A 19,269-nucleotide genomic window follows, 5' to 3' on the forward strand; every position below is an offset into this window, starting at 1 on the left:
GGCAAGTCGGCATTCTTCAAAAACGACAGTTCCCGATCGTTCAGCTTCAGCTTGTCACCTTATGCCCATCTTGGATTGGAACCAGGTGGCGCTGCCTCGTTGAGTCGCGTTGATCTGCTTTGACAGATGACTGCAGGACCAACGAGAAAGGAAACACGCATCAGATCATTTGAAGCAGCCTGTGAAAAAACGGATTCACGCTCCCGACTGTGCTGCATGCAAGGTGTGTGGTTGCCCGTGACGACTTCGAAATGATCCGATACGATCATTTCGCAGGATATGCCTGTCACGACCCGGGGACTTTCATCGCCGCAGATGCCGCAATTCGGCAAGCGTGGATGAGTGATGTCCCCTTACAAAAAGTATTTTGCTTTCGAGAGTCAGGACTGGCCTTTTGTGCTTCCGCACCACGTGCCTGCCCGCCGGAATGCCATGGGTTACCCCCCCTTCCTTCTCGCATGTGCGAACACGAAAAACATGACAGGTATGCGACAGGGGCGCAGCTAACTGCCACTTCAACCCTTTTAAGACTCTATTAATCTGCGTTTTCTGCATATCTGCTTCGCGATTTTAGATCTACCTCGCACTGCACAAAACTCCTATCTTCCAGCCTGTAAGAGATGAACGGGCCAGACGCCGATCCGCGGTGCCATGGCCATGAGATAGCGAAAGGCCTAAACCATGATCGATACTGTTGTTCGCAAATACAATAACTGGAAACGCTTCCGTCAGACCTATGACGAGCTGTCCAACCTGTCCAACCGCGAACTGGACGACCTGGGCATTGCCCGCTCCGACATCGCTCGCTACGCGCGCATGTCCGCAAAGTAAAAAGTTTCGCGGTCAGAAGGTATCCTCCTCCCAACCTGATGACGGCATCTCCACACCTCGTGTGTGGAACTTCAAAAGCGCCTGCCGGTACCTCCTCCCACCGGCAGGCGTTTTTTTTGCTTTTCAGCAGCGCATTCGCAAGAGCCCGTCGTGACATCAAAAGGCGATGGCCTTGCGGAGATTGCGGAAGCCCGGCTTTGCCTGTAATCAGGACGGCAAAGCAATTGTCCGGGTGCGCCGTGCCGTATGACGGCGACGACAGGCGGCCGGATCAGTCCCAGGGACACAAAATGACCCCCATCCATATCATAGGCGGCGGCCTTGCCGGTTCAGAGGCCGCCTGGCAGATTGCACAAGCCGGGTTGCCGGTCGTTCTTCACGAAATGCGCCCCGTCCGTAAAACGGATGCCCATCAGACTGATGGTCTTGCAGAACTTGTCTGCTCCAATTCCTTCCGTTCGGACGATTCGGAGCAAAACGCAGTCGGCTTGATACATCACGAACTGCGCCAGCTCGGCTCCCTGGTCATGTCCTGTGCGGATGCCAATCAAGTGCCTGCAGGCAGCGCGCTTGCGGTGGATCGGGACGGCTTTTCGAACGCCGTTACGTCGGCCCTTGAAAATCATCCGAAGGTGACGATGTCCCGTGAGGAAATTGCCGGGTTACCGCCTGAAGACTGGAACAAAGTGGTCATTGCAACGGGTCCGCTGACATCACCGGCCCTCTCGAAGGCCATTCTGGAGAAAAGCGGGGAAGATGCTCTCGCGTTCTTCGATGCCATTGCCCCGATCGTCCATTTCGAAAGCGTTGACCTTTCCAAGGCCTGGTTCCAATCCCGCTACGACAAGGTTGGCCCCGGCGGCAACGGCAAGGACTATCTGAACTGCCCGTTGGACAAAGTTCAATACGAAGCCTTTATCGATGCGCTTCTTGCTGGCGAAACTGCCGACTTCAAGGAATGGGAAGAGAATACGCCCTATTTCGACGGCTGCCTGCCGATTGAAGTCATGGCCGCGCGCGGTCGGGAAACACTGCGTCATGGACCGATGAAACCCATGGGCCTCACCAATGCCCATAACCCGGATGTAAAAGCCTACGCCGTTGTACAGCTGCGCCAGGACAATGCACTGGGTACGCTCTACAACATGGTCGGGTTCCAGACGAAACTCAAATATGGCGCCCAGGCTGATATCTTCCGCATGATTCCAGGCCTTGAAAACGCGCAATTTGCCCGCCTTGGCGGACTTCACCGCAATACGTTCCTGAACTCGCCAAAGGTCCTCGACGGAACGCTTCGGTTGAAAGCCGATCCCCGGCTACGGTTTGCAGGTCAGATTACCGGCTGCGAAGGGTATGTGGAGTCGGCAAGTGTTGGCTGCCTTGCCGGTCTTTTCGCCGTCCTTGAAGCCCGTGGTCAGGATATCGTCCAACCACCGGCGACAACTGCCATGGGCGCACTGCTCGGCCACATAACCGGCGGGCACATCACACGGAACGACGGTGCCGGCAAACCTGGATCCTTCCAGCCAATGAACGTCAATTTCGGGCTGTTTCCCGAAGTGGACGCGCCAAACAAGGACGAGAACGGCAAGCGATTGAAGGGCAAGGACAAGACACGGGCCAAGAAATTGGCCATGACCAACCGTGCAAAGGCGGATTTCGCCGAGTGGCAGGCAAAGCTCGGCCTCGTAAAACAGGCGGCCGAATAAGACAAGTTGTCGGGAGTTGATTTCAGGCAGCACCTGGCTGCGTCAACTTCTGAGCTTCCAACGACAGGCGCTTTTCTTGCGAAGGCGCCTGTTCGCATTTAATGCTTCGACCGGATCAGATGGCCTTCAGGACATTTCCTGAGGCCCGCCAGAGTATCCACTGGCGCTTGAGTTGAGAAAGCTCCGCCACCTGCTTCAATGGATCCAGGTTGTCCTTTTCCAGTTTCTTCAGGAACGGTTCCACGAGAACAAGCGGAAGAAAAGCTGACTGGCAGGCGGCAGGAACATCCTTGGCCGATTGACGAACGCGCCCGAGGTGATGGCGAACATGGCCGCGCATTTCGGCAAGTACCGCACGGAGTTCTGGTGTCGTTTCGCCACGAAAGACACTTTCGGTATTGAGATTATGCCGGTCGCAAACGTCCTTTGGCAGATACATTTGCTGTCTGGAGGCGTGCCAGGGAAGCGCGCGCATCAGCCCGGTCAGAGCGTAAGCCACACCCGCGTGCCCGGCAGCTGTCGCCGTACCTGATTCGGTGCCATTGTTCAGGACGAGGCACGCTAGCTGGATCAGACCGGAAACGGTCTCGCCGGCGTATCCTTCAAGGTCATTAAGGGTTGGCATCTGGTCGTTGTAGAGATCGAAGACCCGCGCATCCGCCATGGCCACAAGGCTGCCCTTTGGCAATGCGTATCTTTCGATGGTCTGAAGCAACGCGTTGGCAACCGGATTGGACGCAACAGCTCCATGTTCCGTGCCTTCCAGCAAGTCCCGCCACCATTGCAGCCGCACTTCGCCAGGAAGCGGCTCCGACACCAATTCGCGAATGCGGGCGATCTCGGCGCTGTAAGCATAAAGCGCCATCAGGCCATCACGATGCGCTTCAGGTGCAAGCAACGCGCTGAGATAGCGGTCCTTGTCGAATTGACGAACCACATCGGCGGCATGATCAAAATCGGTCGTCATTGAGCCGATAGCCTTTGAAGAGCGTCAGTCGACAGCAATAAGTGCAGCAGCGACTGCCCGGTCGTCTGACAGAAGCACGTTGAACGTGCGTATCGCCGCTCCGGTCGACATAGGGTCGGACAAGATGTCCGCCTCGCGAAACAGGTTTTTCAGATCTGCCGGCAAGGGCTGGAGTTCCTTGCCTGTTCCAACCAGAAGCACTTCAATATCTTCCTGTTCGTCCAGAACCTTCTGAAAGGCTTCAGGAGAAAAAGCAGACGTATCGTGCACGTCCCAGCCGTAAATGCCACTCGGAACACAAAGCAACGATCCGCGATGAGACATACCGGCAAACCGGAAGCCGCCATTGCCATAGGCTTCAAGCGGCGCCCGGCCGGGAAAGTGCGCATCGCGGATGTCCATCGTACCGTCCTTAAACCGACGCTTTGGTTTTTGGATCCTTTTCACCATCGTCGTCGTTCGGCGACATGGCCTCCGCACGGAGATTGAACAGGATCAGAAACGGAGCAGCCAGGAAGATCGACGAATAGGTGCCGATGACGATACCGAAGATCATTGCCAGCGTGAACGACTGGATGACTTCACCACCGAAGATGTAGAGCGCGAAAAGCGCCAGCAACGTCGTGAGGGAGGTCATGGTCGTACGAGACAGGGTCTCGTTGATCGACATGTCGAGCACTTCCGTCAGCGGCCGTTTCTTGTATTTGCGAAGGTTTTCGCGAATCCGGTCATAGACGACCACGGTATCGTTGAGGGAATAGCCGATGATGGTCAGCACGGCGGCGATACTGGACAACGAGAAATCGAGCTGCAGCAGCACGAACAAACCAATTGTAATGACGACGTCGTTTGCTGTCGTCAGGATAGCCCCAACCGCAAATTGCCACTCGAACCGGAACCAGATGTAAAACAGGATCGCGAGCAAAGAGGCCGCAACCGCGATTGCACCTGCCTGCGCAAGCTCACCAGAGACACGCGGGCCGACAACCTCGACCCGGCGGAAGTCCACTTTCTGGCCTTCGAAGATGGTCCGCACCTTGCCGACGACGGCCTGCTGCGCAAGCTCCCCACCGGGCTGCTCTTCAATGCGGATCAGGATATCGTCCGACCCGCCAAATTCCTGCACCTGAACATCACCCAGATTCAGAGACGACAGATCTGAACGGATCGAGGCGATATCGGCTGGACCATCGGTCTTGATCTCGATGATTGTACCGCCCTTGAAGTCGATGCCGTAGTTCAGCCCTACTGTGAAGAACGCCGCAAACGAGGCAATCACCAGGATGATGGACAGCGGAAAGCTGACTTTCCGCAGCCACATGAATTTGATTTTCGTGTTGTCCGGAACAATTCTCAGCAACATTTGTCAGTCTCCCGGATCAAATCGGCAATTTCGACGGACGGCGGCGGCGGAGCCAAATGGCAACCAGCAACCGGCTGAACGTGAAAGCAGAAAACACTGTGGTGAAGATACCGATGGCCAGTGTCACGGCGAAGCCCTTGACCGGGCCCGAGCCGAGCTGAAACAGGATCACGGCTGCGATCAATGTCGTGATGTTGGCATCCAGGATGGTGCCGAGGGCGCGGCTGAAACCGGCATCCACGGCTGATATGACAGACCTCCCTGCCCTTGCTTCTTCGCGGATGCGCTCAAAGATCAGCACGTTCGCGTCCACCGCCATACCGATCGTCAGAACGATACCTGCGATGCCGGGCAAGGTCAGTGTTGCCTGCAGCAGCGTCAATGCCCCGAAGATCAGGAAGACGTTCACCAACAGGGCGAGGTCAGCGATGATACCGAAGCGGCCGTAGGCCAGGATCATGAAGATGATGACCAGACCACCACCGATAATCGACGCCAGCTTGCCCGCCTCAATGGAGTCCGCACCAAGGCCAGGACCGATGGAACGTTCCTCGATGACGGTCAGCTTAGCCGGCAACGCGCCTGCGCGCAGCAGCACGGCAAGGTCGTTGGCACCGTCCACCGTGAAGTTACCGGAGATCTGACCGGACCCACCGGTGATGGGTTCGCGAATGACAGGCGCAGAAATCACTTCATCGTCGAGAACGATTGCGAATGGGCGATTGACGTTCTGCTGCGTGATCTGGGCGAACTTTCGTGCACCGGACTGATTGAAGCGGAAGTTCACCACCGGTTCGTTGTTCCGGGAATCGAAGCTGACCTGCGCATCGACAAGATCTTCACCAGACAGAAGCGGAGCTTCCTCAAGAAGATATGGAATGGGGGGGTCGTCCACCGACATCATGACAACCGTGCCTGCAGGCGGACGGCTCTGAAGTGCCTGTTCGCCGGACATGGATGTGTCGACCATGTGGAACGTGAGCTGTGCGGTTTGACCAACGAGAGCCTTCAGGCGTTCCGGATCATCTTCACCCGGTGCCTCAACAAGGATCCGATCGGTTCCCTGCCGCTGAATGCTGGGCTCGGTGGTGCCGATTTCGTCAACACGTCGCCGGATAACCTCGATCGACTGCTGAACGATGTTCGTCATGCGATCTTCGAGGCCCTGCTCGGAATAGGAAAAACGGATCAGCCCGTCTTCCGAGGCGGTCATGTCGAATTCATTGACTGCCTGCCCGCCAAAGACGCTGGACGCCAGCGGGTTGACGAGAGGCTGCAAACGCTCCTGCGCATCCGCCAGCCGGGTCAAATCGCGAATGCGGACCTGAGCCGTGTCTCCCTGAACTCCAAGCCCAGTATACCCGATGCGCGGATCTTCGCGCAGGGTCGACCGGATGTCACCGACAAGCGCTTTCATGCGCTTTTGGATGTAGTCCTGTTTGTCGATTTCATAGAGCAGATAAGCACCGCCCTGAAGGTCGAGCCCCAGAACCATCTGGTTCTTCGGCAGGAAGTCCGGCCAGCTTTCAAGTTGTTTTTGGGAGAAGAAATTCGGCAGCGTGGTCAGGATGCCAGCGGCAACCACAAGCACGATAAGCGCGATTTTCCAGCGTGCGAAATAGAGCATGGTCAAGCCTTAAATGCAGCCAGGCCGATCTGAAACCGGCCCGGCGATATCATCGAAGCAGCGGGGATCGCGTTACGCGTTGTCCTTGGCCGGTTCGGTTTTGGAACGCACTTCCTGCACCATGGAGCGAACCAGGCGAACCTTGACGCCCTCTGACAGTTCCACCTGCACTTCACCGTCGTCTACGACTTTGGAAACCTTGCCGATCAGGCCACCGGTGGTCACGACGGTGTCGCCACGACGAAGGTTGGCAACCATTTCCTGATGCTTCTTCATGCGCTGGCGCTGCGGGCGGATGATCAGGAAGTACATGATTGCAAAGATCGCCACGAAAGGCAGAATCTGGATCAAGAATCCGGAAGCGCCTGCCGCACCGGCTCCCTGCGCATAGGCTGGGGTTATAAACATTCACTTCTCCTAAGTGGCGTTTTTGATGACCAACGCCCTTACTGGCGGGACATCGGCAAAAACGCTCTCATTCTGGTGGCGCGGACTATAACTGTGGCGCGCCTCATTTCAAGCTTTGCAAGCAGTTTCCAGCGTACCGGTATGGGAATAACTGACGTTTTCGCGTTTCCCACACCGTGTTAATCCTGCCACCACTTAATTCAGGGCCTCACATGGGCCTTTTTGACAGGGCTTGCAAGAAGAATGAACGATGAAAACGACCTCACGGCATTAAATGCCAAACTCGATTCCCTGATCGACCTGATTGCTCGTGCGGTGCCGGCGCTTCCTGGCAAACCTGATTTTACAGCTGCTGATGCTTTCATCTGGTCGCCGGATCCGGGAGAACTGGTTCCGGTTAAAAAGGTCAACCGCGTCGACATCACGCTTCTATGTGCGGTTACTCATGTCCGCGACCTTCTGCTCGACAATACCCGCCGTTTTGCGAAAGGCCTTCCTGCCAACAACGCTTTGCTTTGGGGTGCCAGAGGCATGGGCAAGTCGTCGCTCGTCAAGGCAGCCCATGCGGCAATCGCCAGGGAGAAGGCATCCGATGGCCTGAAACTTATCGAAATTCATCGCGAAGACATTGAATCCCTGCCCAAACTCATGAACCTCATCAGGGATACCTCTTGCCGGTTCATCATATTTTGCGACGATCTGAGTTTCGACAACGACGATACTTCCTACAAATCACTCAAAGCCGTGCTTGAGGGAGGCATCGAGGGTCGGCCCGACAACGTCATTTTCTACGCCACCTCGAACCGACGTCATCTCCTGCCCAGGGACATGATCGAGAACGAACGCTCAACAGCAATCAACCCTGCCGAAGCCGTTGAAGAAAAGGTCTCTCTGTCAGATCGGTTTGGCCTCTGGCTTGGCTTCCACAAGTGCAGCCAGGACGATTACCTGGATATGGTGCGTGGCTATGCCGCACACTTTGACCTGGAAATCGAAGCTGAAGAGCTGCGAGCAAAGGCTCTTGAATGGGCAACGACGCGTGGAAGCAGGTCCGGTCGTGTCGCCTTCCAGTTCATCCAGGATATTGCAGGGCGTCTTGGCAAGACGATTTCCTGAAACAGCAAAGCCCGGCACAAAGGCCGGGCTTATTGAAAGACACTCAGGTCTTTTATGTCGCTGAACTTGAGTCTCACCCGGCGGGAACGATGGTCCGGCCGGATGTGACTTTGGCAAGCGTCAGCGTCGCGGCAGGTATTTCAGCGGATCGACCGGCTTGTTGCCCTGACGCAGTTCGAAATGGAGCTGCGGCTGGTTGACCGATCCACTCGCACCGGCAAGCGCAACCACGTCGCCACGGCGGATGGTATCGCCCCGCTTGACCTTCAGCTCACTGTTATGCGCGTACGCAGAGACCCATCCGTCATTGTGACGAACGAGGATCAGATTGCCGTACCCCTTCAATTCATTACCCGAATAGATCACGGATCCGTCGTCGGCAGCGTGCACAGGCGTTCCTTCCGGAACAGCGAGGTTTACGCCTTCGTTCTTGCCGCCACCCGGCTTGGCACCGAAGTCGGAGATGATGCGACCGCGAACTGGCCAACGGAACTTGGCATCGACACCATCATCGTCCTGAACCTTGGCAACGACAGTTGGCGTCTTGATCGGTTTGGTCGGCTTGGCTTCCTGGGTAAGGGCCGGCTGCGGCAGCTTGGTTTTCTCAACCGTTCCGGAAGGGGCAGCAGCAACGGCCTTTGCACCGGAGGAATGTGTAGCCGGTTGACGGCGCGGTGTCGGCACGCCGGAAGATGCGCCGGAGGAAATGGAAGCGGTGGTCAGAGATTGATCGGAGCCGCCCGGCTTGCGTTTCGGCAAGGCACTCACGTGAACAATATCGACGTTGCCTTGACGGATGTCGGCAAAGGTCGGCTGCTGACCGTTTTTCCCACTGGGCCGCTGAATGTTTCCGACTGACGTCGGCACCGTCCCCGTAACAACGTTATCGTTACGCCCAACCTTGGGCAGCTTCACCTTGCGGTTTTCGCCATAGGTCGTGCTCGTTGAGCCGTTGCGTTCTGCATATACGTAAGTCGGGATGATAACGCTCTGACCCGGCTGTACCTGTGCCGGATCTTTAATGCCATTGACCGCGACGATAGCCTGGATCGGAACACCATACCGTCGTGCCATGGAATTTACGGAGTCGCCCTGGCGCATTTGAACACGTGTTCCACCAGCAGACGTCCACCCCTTCCAGCTTTTTGCGCCGCTGGAAGCGGTCACAATTTCCGGAGTTGCCAGCGTCTGCACAGGAGCGGCCCGGGCAGGTGCAGGGCGCTGCGCTGTCGTCACGGGCGACGGCAACGGCGCGGACTGAACCTTCGACGCTCTACTTGGAATGGACCCGGTCGTCACTGGCTGGGATGTCCCCTGCGGAAGCCCCGCAGCGGTCCCACCCGGGCCATTCACGATGTCCTGATAGGACGGCTGCTTCTGGCCGCCGTTGAGAATATCCCGCTGATTCTGGGTATTGCCCGTATAATAGGGTGGTTCACCAAATCGCTCGACCGCGCCGGAACATCCTGCGAGAGCAACTGCAACCAGCGACACCGTCGCCACCTTGCCCATCAGATCCCTGCGGAGGGTACGCATCCGCTTCATCATCGCCTTAACTCTAACCGCTAACTATGGCTGTTATGGTTAAGAGTAGACGCCAGTAAGGTTTATAAAGGCTAAAGACCGCTTCGACTTATGGTGAAAAACCGAGATTTCTCAGTAATAAGGCAAGCCAGAAAGCCAGCAATCACGCCACTTATAGTAAATTTAATCAGGAAAATGGACGAGCAGGCGCTCTGCATGAAAATCGCTAAGAATCGGTCAGAAACCTCGATTTAGAGCTTCTTGGCGATTCCCGGCTGCAACATGACAGTCCGCACCATCATCAGCGTTTCCGCTGTCACGACACTCTCGGTCTTCTGGAATTTAATGAGTGCCTGCACCTGCTTGGCTTTGCCAACCGGAGCCACCAGAATGCCTCCCGGTTTCAACTGCTGCAGCCAGGCATCCGGAACTTCTTCCACCGCTGCATTGACGACAATCCTGTCGTAAGGTGCCTTCTGACGAAATTCGCTCAAACCGTCCGCCTGACGAGCCTTCACGTTTGTCAGTTTCAAGGCTTCGAACCTGCGGGTCGCCAGGTCGGTCAAGGTCGCGAATCTGTCCAGCGTTTCGACATGGGCAGCGAGATGGGAAAGAACAGCGGCCTGATAACCGGAGCCCGTCCCGATTTCCAGAATGGTGTGATTGTTCGTAATGGCGAGCGCTTGAACCGTGAAGGCAACAACGGAAGGGGCTGAAACAATCTGCCCGCATTCAATTGGCAGCATCGCGTCTTCATAAGCAAGGCTGTGATGGCGTGCCGACAGAAAAAGCCGCCGGGGCACGCGTTCTATGGCCGCCAGGACGTCCCTTGCCCCGACACCGCGTTGTCGCAAGGCCAGAACCAACGATGCGCGGGCTTCCGCCTCATCCGGCAATGCGGACGATGTCGCCCTTTTGTCCTTGCCGGACAAATGACCGGCCATAAACCGTTCCCCCAGGGTTTAACCCAACGCCTCCGCCAGGTGAGTCACCAGATCGTGGGCTGTTAGATCTATGCGTAGCGGCGAAACGGAAACATATCCATCCGCAATCGCATGCAAATCGGAATTATCAAGCACGGATTTGCCGCGATCCTGAAAACGCAGCCAGTAATAAGGATAGCCGCGCCCATCCTGGCGCTCGTCGATGGACAAACCACTTTGTTCATGATGGCCCTGGACGGTCACTTTCACGCCCTTCACATCCTCCGCAGCGCAGGCCGGGAAGTTCACGTTTAGAAGCGTGTATTGCGGAAGCTTGAAATCGATCAACTTTCGGAAGAGATCCGGAGCCAGCGTTTCGGCGGTGGAATAGTCAGGCTCTGCGCGCACATCCCAATTGTAGGCCTGGGAAACGGCAATGGATCTGATACCGAGAATGGCAGCTTCCATGGCACCTGCCACGGTTCCCGAATATGTCACATCCTCTGCGAGGTTCTGGCCGCGGTTGATGCCGGACAGCACGAGGTCCGGCAGAGCTGGCAGCACCTTGCGCACTCCCATGATCACACAGTCAGTCGGCGTTCCTTTAAGGGCAAAGTGCCGATCATCTATCTTTCGAAGACGTAAGGGGTCGCTGAGCGTCAAGGAATGGGCGACACCGCTCTGGTCAGTCTCGGGAGCGATGACCCAGACGTCGTCAGACAGTGTCCTGGCAATGTTTTCCAGAACGGTCAATCCCGCTGACTGAATGCCGTCGTCATTGGTGATGAGGATACGCATCTAGATACTGCTCCGTTTTCCCACGAGGCCTCCCGTCACAAGACCGGAAGAGCCGCCCGAAATGAAGATGGACGGCAATCTTGCTCGGTTGCCGTCCATACCTATTAAATCGATCAGCGAAATGTCGTATCCAAACGCCGATGCTGTTGGGTCGGGGGACTTCCAATTGGTGCCCCTGCCCGCCTTTTTAAGTCAGCCGATTTTTTCCAGCCCGCCCATGTAAGGCCGCAGAACATCGGGAACGGTGATCGATCCATCGCCATTCTGATAATTTTCCAGAACGGCAATCAGGGCCCGGCCGACCGCAATGCCGGATCCGTTGAGCGTGTGCACATAGAGTGGCTGCTTGGAATCTGCCGGGCGGAACCTGGCGTTCATGCGACGTGCCTGAAAATCTCCGCAAACGGAACAGGACGAAATTTCACGATAGGTATCCTGCCCCGGTAGCCAAACCTCGATGTCGTAGGTCTTTCGCGCCCCAAAGCCCATGTCGCCGGTGGACAGCGTCATCACACGATAGTGCAGGCCGAGCTTCTGCAGAACTTTCTCAGCGCACCCCAACATACGCTCCAGTTCGTTGAGCGACGCTTCCGGTTTGGTCACAGAAACGAGTTCGCACTTCTGGAACTGGTGCTGGCGCAGCATCCCGCGCGTGTCACGCCCGGCCGAACCGGCCTCAGAGCGGAAACAATAGGTCAACGCGGTTACGCGCAGCGGCAATTGATCCTCTGGCAGAATCTCGCCGGCTACGAGATTGGTCAGAGGAATTTCCGCGGTCGGGATCAGGTAGTGATCCGTTGTGGTCTTGAAGAGGTCTTCCTCGAATTTCGGCAACTGCCCGGTGCCATAGAGCGGTTCGCTATGAACCAGAAGCGGCGGCGAAACCTCGGTGTAGCCGTTTTCCTGGGTGTGCAGGTCAATCATGAACTGGCCAAGCGCACGTTCCAGCCGGGCGATCTGACCCTTGAGGACCACGAAACGCGATCCGGACAGCTTCGCTGCCGCGGCAAAGTCCATACCGCCCAGGTCTTCGCCCAGTTCGTAGTGTTCTTTTGGTGCTTCATTGAAGGTGAGCACCGGCTTTTCACCATGGGTCTTCAACAGCACGTTGTCGGCTTCATCCGCGCCCACCGGCACATCATCGTGCGGCAGATTGGGAATGACAGCCATGGCTGCTTCCAGATCGGCGATGAGCTTGCGCTCTTCTTCCTCACCCGACTGAATGAAAGCCTTGATCTGCGCGACCTCGTCAATCAGCTCCTGAGCGCGGGCATCATCGCCCGAGCCCTTGGCCTTGCCGATTTCCTTGGAGGCGGCGTTGCGCCGTTCCTGGGCTTCCTGAAGCTTGGTGATATGGGAACGTCGGGAATCGTCCAGCGCGATCAGTTTGGCCGCGGAGGCCTCATAACCCCGTTTCGCCAAGGCCTGGTCAAAGGCGGCTGCGTTTTCCCGTATCCATCTAATATCAAACATCTTCGCTTCCCGAACGACGGTCGTTTCAATTCATTCCGTCGGTCAATCCAGGAAGCAAAGCGGCCAGGGCGTCAGGCAGCCGCATCCTCGGCTTCGCGTTGAGCCTCCCTTTCGGCACGCTGGCGTTCCACCAGTTTGACGGACAGAATGGAGACTTCGTAGAGAAGCAGCGTTGGCAGCGCAAGACCGATCTGCGAGATCGGGTCGGGTGGTGTCAAAATTGCAGCAGCGGCAAATGCACCGACAATGGCGTATTTGCGTTTATGGCGAAGCGTTTCGGAGCTGACCAGACCGGCCCTGCCAAGCAAGGTCAGTACCACCGGAAGCTGGAACACCAGTCCGAAGGCGAAAATCAGGATCATGATCAGGCCGAGGTATTCGCTCACCTTGGCCAGGTGTTGAATGGCAACCTTGCCTGCGCCGGCAGCCTGTTCCTGCGACAGGAAGAAACCCATGGCCATTGGCATGACAAGAAAATAGACGAGGCAGGCACCGATCAGGAACAATACCGGTGTTGCGATCAGAAACGGAATGAAAGCTCCACGCTCATGTTTGTAGAGCCCGGGCGCCACGAACATGTAGATCTGGCTGGCCACCACGGGAAACGCCAGGAAAAGCGCGCCAAACAGGGCCAGCTTCAACTGGGTGAAGAACCATTCCTGCGGCGCGGTGAAAATCATTTCCACCGGATGTCCATCACCCGCGGCCTGCAGGTAGGGCACTGTCAGGATGTTGTATATATCCGTGGCGAAGTAGAAGCAGATAGCGAACATCACGAGAATCGCGCCGATCGACCACATCAGCCGTTGGCGTAATTCGATCAGGTGTTCGATCAGTGGCGCCTTCGAGGCGTCAATATCGTCTTGGCTCATGCCTTTACATCTTCCGTCACCGGCGCGGCTTTCGGCGTGGCCTCGGCTTCAGCCTTGGCTGAGTCGGTCGAGGATGCCTTGTTCGCATTTGCGTTATCTGCCGGCGGCGACGCCGGTTCGCTGGCAGCCTCTTTGGGCTTGTCGGCTTTTCTGGTCGCGTCTTCTTCGATGGATTTCTTCAAATCACCCAGCGGATTGAAGTTGGCCGCCGATTCGACCTGTTTCTTCATGTCCGCAATATCGGCCTGCTGTTCGGCCTCGCGAAGCGCGTCATTGAAGGTCGACTGGAACTCACGCGAAAGCTTTCGCATTTTACCAACCGTCTGGCCAAGCATGCGCAGCATGCGCGGCAAGTCTTTTGGCCCCACGACGATGATCGCCACACAGGCGATCACCAAAAGTTCGGTCCACCCGATATCGAACATGAGATGTATCGTCCCTTAAGGAGACGCGATGCAGATTAAGATCAGCTCGCTTTGGTCTGATCTTCAGCGTTTACGGACGAAGCCGTTTCGCTGTTCTTATGGTCGATGGTCTTCGGAGCGTCGGCAGTGTCGTCTTCGGCCATGCCTTTTTTGAAGCTTTTGATTCCCTTCGCGACATCACCCATGAGATCGGAAATCTTGCCACGTCCGAACAGCAGAATAACGACCACTGCAATGATCAAGATCTGCCAAATACTAATGCCCATACGCCAAACTCCTGATAAGCGGCTTTAAAAGCCATAGGGCCCTTCTTACAAAAACGGCCCACTCCCTGCAACAAGTCAGTCTATCTGTTTTCAATCATCCAGACAGAAGAATAAGTTGCCCTTCCCCTAGACTTGGGACTGTACACGCGGAAAAACAAGCACGTCTTTCGGATCAGTCGTGACGGCGACGTCCATTCCACGCTCCCATGGGCTTCCCGCACGAACCCGTGCCTGAAGCGGATGATTGAGCCCGTCTATGACAATAGACAACAAATCGACCTCGCCGACGAATCGTTTCGAACGAATTCTGCCCGGAACGCCGCATAAACCGGCATTATTCAGCAAAACACCTTGCGGGCGTACGCAAACGTCCACCTTTTGCCCGGTGGGCAGACCATCCGACGCCAACACACCGACCGGGGTTTCGACCCCGGCTGACGTCACAATGCCCTCAAGCTGGTTCAATTCGGAAAAGAACCTGGCTGCAAAAAGATCAACAGGCGCTTTGTAGAGATCCGCTGCCGTTCCGTGTTGCACCAGACGTCCCTGTCGCATCAAGGCAATTCTGTCGCCCATGCGCATGGCTTCTTCCGGATCGTGGGTCACGATAATACAGGTGGCACGTGTTTCGCGAATAACCGCAAGCGTTTCATCGCGCACATTGTCCCGCAGCCGTTTGTCGAGGCCCGAGAACGGTTCATCCATCAAGAGGATGCCAGGCCGGGGAACAAGTGCACGAGCAAGCGCAACACGCTGCTGCTCACCGCCGGAAAGCGCATGAGGATAGTCGGCTGCATAATCTGCCAGGCCAACGCGGCCGAGCGCACTCAGGGCCGCTGCCTGGGCTTCGCGCTTGGGCATGTTTGTCAGACCGAACATGACATTTGCCAGAATGCTCATGTGGGGAAAGAGCGCGTAGTCCTGGAACATCAGACCAACGCCACGTTTTTCAGGTGGCAGGAACTGCGTGTCACCGGCGATTTCCCGACCGTTGATCAGCACCCTGCCCTTGCTCTGGCGCTCAACGCCTGCGGCAATACGCATCAACGTGGTCTTGCCGCAGCCGGAATGTCCGAGCAGACACAAGATCTCGCCCGGCGCAATGGACAGGCTGAGATCCTGAACCGAAGTGACGCCATCATAGTCGTGGGACACGTTCTCAAAGACGAGGCCGGCGGCAATGGTGGCACCGGCTGTTCCGGGCGCACCCCAGCTCAGCGGATGGCCGCTGCCATTGGTTGAAGTCGGCTTCTTGCGATCTTGCATCAGGATCCGGCGGTCTCGTCCGCTTCATCGTCATCAAACAGAGACCCGTCTTCTAGAGGATCTTCGTCTTCCGTCAATGCGTTATCGTCATTCGGCGTCGGCACCAGGAACGAGGCTGGTACGGCGCTGTCCAACAGCCCTGCCCCCTTGAGCTCTTCCATGCCCGGCAGATCCCTGACGCTCTCGAGGCCAAAATGGATCAGAAAGTGGTCCGTGGTCCCATAAGTGACGGGACGGCCCGGAGTTCTGCGGCGTCCGCGCATTCGGATCCAGGTTGTTTCAAGCAACACGTCCAGCGTTCCCTTCGACGTGGAAACGCCACGGATCTCTTCAATCTCGGCGCGCGTGACCGGCTGGTGATAGGCAATGATCGCCAGCGTTTCGAGAGCCGCGCGCGACAATTTGCGCTGCTCCTCAACGTTCCGGTGCATCAGATAAGCGAGATCCTCAGCTGTCCGAAAACACCATTTTCCAGCGACCCTCACCAGATTGACGCCTCTTGACGCATAGGTGATCTGCAAGTGCTCCAGAAGGGACAGCACATCTGTGCCTTCCGGCAGACGTAAAGTCAGTTCTTCAAGTGAAAGCGGTTCGGATGAGGCAAACAGCAACGCTTCGACCATCCGAAGGCCTGACGGATCCAGCGGCTTAGGGCGGTCAGCAGGCTCTTCGCTTTCCTCCTGCAAGAGATCGAATTCAGGCGCCATGTTCCGGCTCCTTTTTGACGGCGCGGATATAGACCGGCGAGAAAGGCTCGCCCTGACGGATTTCGACCTGGCCTTCCCGCACCATTTCCAGGCTGGCGCTGAATGTGCTTGCGACAATCGTCGCCCAATCCTTGTTGTCGTAAAGATAGTCACGCAAATAGGCGTTCATCGGCGCCCATTCACCGATCCTGCCAACGAGCTTGGTGAGCAATTCACGCGCTTCCTGCAACGACCAGACAGTCCTGCGCAAGACGCGGACGGAGGTCACGGATTGCCGTTGGCGCTGCATGGCATATGCGGACAGAAGATCGTAGATGGAAGCGTCCCAGATGCTTTTGTGCTGCACCGACACGGTCTCAGGTTCACCGCGATGGAACACATCCCTGCCCTGCCGGTTTCGCGTCAACAGCTTCTCGGATACCTCACGCATCGCTTCCAGACGTCTGAGGCGGAAAGCAAGGGCAGCGGCAAGTTCCTCACCGGTCGGTTCATCTTCGTTCTTCTGCTCCGGCAACAGCAGTTTGGATTTCAGAAAGGCAAGCCAGGCAGCCATCACCAGATAGTCCGCGGCAAGCTCCAGTCTCATCCTGCGGGCTTCGGCCACGAATTCCAGGTATTGTTCGACGAGTTCGAGAATGGAAATACGCGCCAGGTCAACCTTTTGCGTTCGCGCCAGACCCAGCAGAAGGTCGAGCGGTCCTTCGAAACCCTCTACATCGACAACAAGCTGCGGATCGGAAGTGGCCCGCTCTTCCGGAGCACTGACAGAACTGAGGAGGTCATAGGAGCCATCCTCCTGTCGCGTCGTGCTGTTTTCCATGTCCGCCATTGCTGCTCCGGTCAAACGCCCTGCCAGCCGGTCAAGGAGTGAAACTCTTCAAAGGCCATAGGTCTGTCAAATTCCGGATCGGGAACCTGGAAACCGCTCAAGGCCTTGTCGCATCGACGCCTGGCCTCCCCCTCAAGCTCGGGGACAACCTTCGCGACTGCGATCATTTCTTTCATATCACCATTGCAGTGCAAAACGATGTCACAACCTGCTTCGATGATCTTGCCGGACCGATCCTCGAAACTGCCTCCGAGCGCCTTCATGGAAATATCGTCGCTCATAAGGCAACCGTCGAACCCGATTTCACCCCTGATGATATCCTGAATGACCTTCGCGCTCTGCGTCCCGGCCGTGTCCGGATCGATCCCTTCGTACACAATATGGGCTGTCATCCCCAATGACACGTGAGAAAGCGCCTTGAAGGGCCGGAAATCAACGCTTTCCAAAGAAGAAATAGGCGCATCGACACGCGGAAGCTCCAGATGGCTGTCGACACGTGCCCGGCCGTGACCCGGGATGTGTTTGATCACCGGCAGAACCCCTCCCGCCAAAGCGCCTTCCGCCATCGCCTTGCCCAGAACCGCAACCACGTCCGGGTCTTGCGAAAACGCTCGGTCTCCAATGGCATCGACAGTGTCGGGGAACCTGACATCAAGACACGGCAGACAATCAACGGAAATGCCGACCTGGTAAAGATCATCGGCGATCAGTTTCCCGGCGAGCCATGCGGCCCTTCTGCCACCGTCCGCATCCCGGCAAAAAAGATCGCCATATGTCTTGGGAGCGGGATACTTCGGCCAGTGAGGTGGTTTCAAACGCTGAACCCGGCCGCCTTCCTGATCGACAAGCACAGGAGCATCCTCACGGCCCACTGCTTCCCGGAAGGCTGCTGTGAGTGCCCTGACCTGATCCGGTGTTTCAATATTGCGCGCGAACAGGATCAGCCCCCAGGGGTCTTCCTGCCGGAAAAAATCGATTTCGGATCTTGTCAGGGTCAGTCCGGCACATCCGGATACGAAGGCTTTGGTCATTGATCCGGCTTAGCCGCAGCGCCCGGACCCGTCAAGAAATGCTACCTGCGCCCCTTGCGCGCTTGTCACGATCTTGCAATCTAGACGGCAATCGTCCCCAGATCTGATTGGAGCCTCCATGCGCGCGCGTCTCGACATCCCTGCCGGCACCCTGCACCGTTTTTCCCATAGATCTGAAATCCTTGGGCGAAATCGGCTGGGCGACACGGCAACGCGTGAAATCAACGTCTATACGCCGCATGGCCACGACGGCAGCGGTTTGCCACTTCTGGTGGATATCGTTGGCTTTACCGCCGGCGGTCCGGCGCATACCAACTGGAAGAATTTCGGTGAGAATGTTCCCGAACGGCTCGACCGGCTCATCCACGACGGCCACATGCCCCCTGTCACTGTCGCTTTTCCCGACTGTTTCACACGCCTTGGAGGGAACCAGTATATAGACAGTGACGCCATGGGACCGTGGGCAACCTGGCTGACAACCGAAATGCTTGAGGACGTCGAAGGCCGTTTCAAGTGCGGAGGAGCCGGCAAACGTGGCATCTTCGGCAAGTCATCCGGCGGCTACGGCGCAATTATCCACGCCATGAAACATTCCGACGTTTGGTCAGCTGCAGCTTGCCATTCCGGGGATATGGCATTCGAATTGTGTTACCTGTCCGACATGCCGAATGCCTTGAGAACGATTGCCAAGGCTGGTTCCATCGAAGCCTTTGTCAAGGATTTCGAAAAGGGACCAAAATATCCGGGCAATTCGCTCCACGATCTGATGACCTTCGCGATGGCAGCAACCTACGATCCCGATCCCGACCCCAACGTCTTTTGCGGCATCCGGTTGCCTGTTGATCTGGAAACCTGCGAACTGATCGAAGAGCGCTGGAACGCCTGGCTGAATTGGGATCCTGTGCACATCGTCGGCAATCACATCGATGCGCTGAAGTCCCTGAAAGGTCTTTGGATCGAATGCGGTGACGTGGATCAGTACAACCTTGTTTATGGCGCCCGCCGCCTGCACCGGAAACTGACCGACGCCGGCGTTGACCACGTTTATCAGGAGTTCAACGACAATCACTCCTCCGTGGATTACCGGTTGGATGAAAGCCTGCCGTTTCTGGCGGAAAAACTCAGTAGTTGAGT

Annotated in this window: 20 protein-coding genes; 4 read left to right on the top strand and 16 right to left on the bottom strand. The window is 56.7% G+C overall.

Annotation, left to right across the window (positions count from 1 at the left end):
- Window positions 1-681: 681 nt before the first annotated feature.
- Both AC2A6O_RS00065 and trmFO read left to right on the top strand, forming a co-directional pair.
- Complete coding sequence (locus tag AC2A6O_RS00065; protein ID WP_148586958.1) at window positions 682-831, top strand: DUF1127 domain-containing protein; 150 nt, start codon at window positions 682-684, stop codon at window positions 829-831.
- A 290-nt stretch (window positions 832-1,121) separates the two neighbouring features.
- A complete protein-coding gene (gene trmFO, locus AC2A6O_RS00070) occupies window positions 1,122-2,540 on the top strand; it encodes a methylenetetrahydrofolate--tRNA-(uracil(54)-C(5))-methyltransferase (FADH(2)-oxidizing) TrmFO (RefSeq protein ID WP_498925267.1) in 1,419 nt (472 codons plus the stop codon).
- A gap of 115 nt (window positions 2,541-2,655) precedes the next feature.
- Here the strand turns inward: trmFO and AC2A6O_RS00075 are convergent, their stop codons facing one another.
- From AC2A6O_RS00075 to yajC, 5 genes are all read right to left on the bottom strand, one after another.
- Window positions 2,656-3,507, bottom strand: a complete 852-nt coding sequence (locus AC2A6O_RS00075; protein WP_498925268.1) for a phytoene/squalene synthase family protein — start codon at window positions 3,505-3,507, stop codon at window positions 2,656-2,658.
- Window positions 3,508-3,531: 24 nt separating this feature from the next.
- Window positions 3,532-3,909, bottom strand: a complete 378-nt coding sequence (locus tag AC2A6O_RS00080; protein ID WP_148586961.1) for an Mth938-like domain-containing protein — start codon at window positions 3,907-3,909, stop codon at window positions 3,532-3,534.
- 10 nt (window positions 3,910-3,919) lie between these two features.
- On the bottom strand, window positions 3,920-4,870 hold the full coding sequence (gene secF / locus AC2A6O_RS00085; protein ID WP_148586962.1) for a protein translocase subunit SecF: 951 nt from the start codon (window positions 4,868-4,870) through the stop codon (window positions 3,920-3,922).
- A gap of 16 nt (window positions 4,871-4,886) precedes the next feature.
- Window positions 4,887-6,497 (bottom strand): protein translocase subunit SecD, encoded by a 1,611-nt coding sequence (gene secD, locus AC2A6O_RS00090; protein ID WP_498925269.1) that lies wholly within the window; start codon window positions 6,495-6,497, stop codon window positions 4,887-4,889.
- A 72-nt stretch (window positions 6,498-6,569) separates the two neighbouring features.
- On the bottom strand, window positions 6,570-6,905 hold the full coding sequence (gene yajC, locus AC2A6O_RS00095; protein WP_148586964.1) for a preprotein translocase subunit YajC: 336 nt from the start codon (window positions 6,903-6,905) through the stop codon (window positions 6,570-6,572).
- A gap of 243 nt (window positions 6,906-7,148) precedes the next feature.
- Between yajC and AC2A6O_RS00100 the strand changes: the two genes are divergently transcribed.
- Window positions 7,149-8,021, top strand: a complete 873-nt coding sequence (locus AC2A6O_RS00100; protein ID WP_498925270.1) for an ATP-binding protein — start codon at window positions 7,149-7,151, stop codon at window positions 8,019-8,021.
- A gap of 120 nt (window positions 8,022-8,141) precedes the next feature.
- On the opposite strand, the gene AC2A6O_RS00105 is transcribed toward AC2A6O_RS00100, so the two are convergent.
- The 11 genes from AC2A6O_RS00105 to nagZ all read right to left on the bottom strand — a co-directional run bounded on the left by AC2A6O_RS00105 (window position 8,142) and on the right by nagZ (window position 18,135).
- Window positions 8,142-9,557 carry a peptidoglycan DD-metalloendopeptidase family protein gene (locus AC2A6O_RS00105; RefSeq protein WP_498925271.1) on the bottom strand — a complete coding sequence of 472 codons (1,416 nt, stop codon included), beginning with the start codon at window positions 9,555-9,557 and terminating at the stop codon, window positions 8,142-8,144.
- Window positions 9,558-9,796: 239 nt separating this feature from the next.
- On the bottom strand, window positions 9,797-10,489 hold the full coding sequence (locus AC2A6O_RS00110) for a protein-L-isoaspartate(D-aspartate) O-methyltransferase (RefSeq protein WP_498925272.1): 693 nt from the start codon (window positions 10,487-10,489) through the stop codon (window positions 9,797-9,799).
- An 18-nt stretch (window positions 10,490-10,507) separates the two neighbouring features.
- Window positions 10,508-11,266 (bottom strand): 5'/3'-nucleotidase SurE, encoded by a 759-nt coding sequence (surE, locus tag AC2A6O_RS00115; protein WP_498925273.1) that lies wholly within the window; start codon window positions 11,264-11,266, stop codon window positions 10,508-10,510.
- A gap of 192 nt (window positions 11,267-11,458) precedes the next feature.
- Window positions 11,459-12,739 (bottom strand): serine--tRNA ligase, encoded by a 1,281-nt coding sequence (serS, locus tag AC2A6O_RS00120; RefSeq protein WP_498925274.1) that lies wholly within the window; start codon window positions 12,737-12,739, stop codon window positions 11,459-11,461.
- A 71-nt stretch (window positions 12,740-12,810) separates the two neighbouring features.
- The gene (tatC, locus tag AC2A6O_RS00125) at window positions 12,811-13,611 is read right to left on the bottom strand and encodes a twin-arginine translocase subunit TatC (protein WP_148586969.1); all 801 of its coding nucleotides are present in this window, start codon (window positions 13,609-13,611) and stop codon (window positions 12,811-12,813) included.
- Window positions 13,608-14,036 carry a Sec-independent protein translocase protein TatB gene (gene tatB, locus AC2A6O_RS00130; RefSeq protein WP_148586970.1) on the bottom strand — a complete coding sequence of 143 codons (429 nt, stop codon included), beginning with the start codon at window positions 14,034-14,036 and terminating at the stop codon, window positions 13,608-13,610. The genes tatC and tatB overlap by 4 nt, the downstream gene beginning before the upstream one ends.
- 41 nt (window positions 14,037-14,077) lie before the next feature.
- Window positions 14,078-14,302, bottom strand: coding sequence for a twin-arginine translocase TatA/TatE family subunit (locus AC2A6O_RS00135; protein WP_148586971.1), 225 nt, complete (start codon window positions 14,300-14,302; stop codon window positions 14,078-14,080).
- A gap of 126 nt (window positions 14,303-14,428) precedes the next feature.
- Entirely contained in the window at window positions 14,429-15,568 is a 1,140-nt protein-coding gene (locus AC2A6O_RS00140; protein ID WP_498925275.1) for an ABC transporter ATP-binding protein, read from the bottom strand.
- Entirely contained in the window at window positions 15,568-16,275 is a 708-nt protein-coding gene (scpB, locus tag AC2A6O_RS00145) for an SMC-Scp complex subunit ScpB (RefSeq protein WP_498925276.1), read from the bottom strand. Before scpB ends, AC2A6O_RS00140 begins: the two co-directional genes overlap by 1 nt.
- A complete protein-coding gene (locus AC2A6O_RS00150) occupies window positions 16,265-17,104 on the bottom strand; it encodes a segregation and condensation protein A (protein ID WP_498925278.1) in 840 nt (279 codons plus the stop codon). The genes scpB and AC2A6O_RS00150 overlap by 11 nt, the downstream gene beginning before the upstream one ends.
- A gap of 11 nt (window positions 17,105-17,115) precedes the next feature.
- Complete coding sequence (gene nagZ, locus AC2A6O_RS00155) at window positions 17,116-18,135, bottom strand: beta-N-acetylhexosaminidase (RefSeq protein WP_498925279.1); 1,020 nt, start codon at window positions 18,133-18,135, stop codon at window positions 17,116-17,118.
- A gap of 118 nt (window positions 18,136-18,253) precedes the next feature.
- Here nagZ and AC2A6O_RS00160 point away from each other — a divergent pair, with 118 nt between their 5' ends.
- Window positions 18,254-19,267, top strand: coding sequence for an alpha/beta hydrolase (locus tag AC2A6O_RS00160; RefSeq protein WP_498925280.1), 1,014 nt, complete (start codon window positions 18,254-18,256; stop codon window positions 19,265-19,267).
- Window positions 19,268-19,269 lie beyond the last annotated feature (2 nt).

The sequence above is a fragment of the Labrenzia sp. ATLA3 genome, assembly GCF_057180185.1.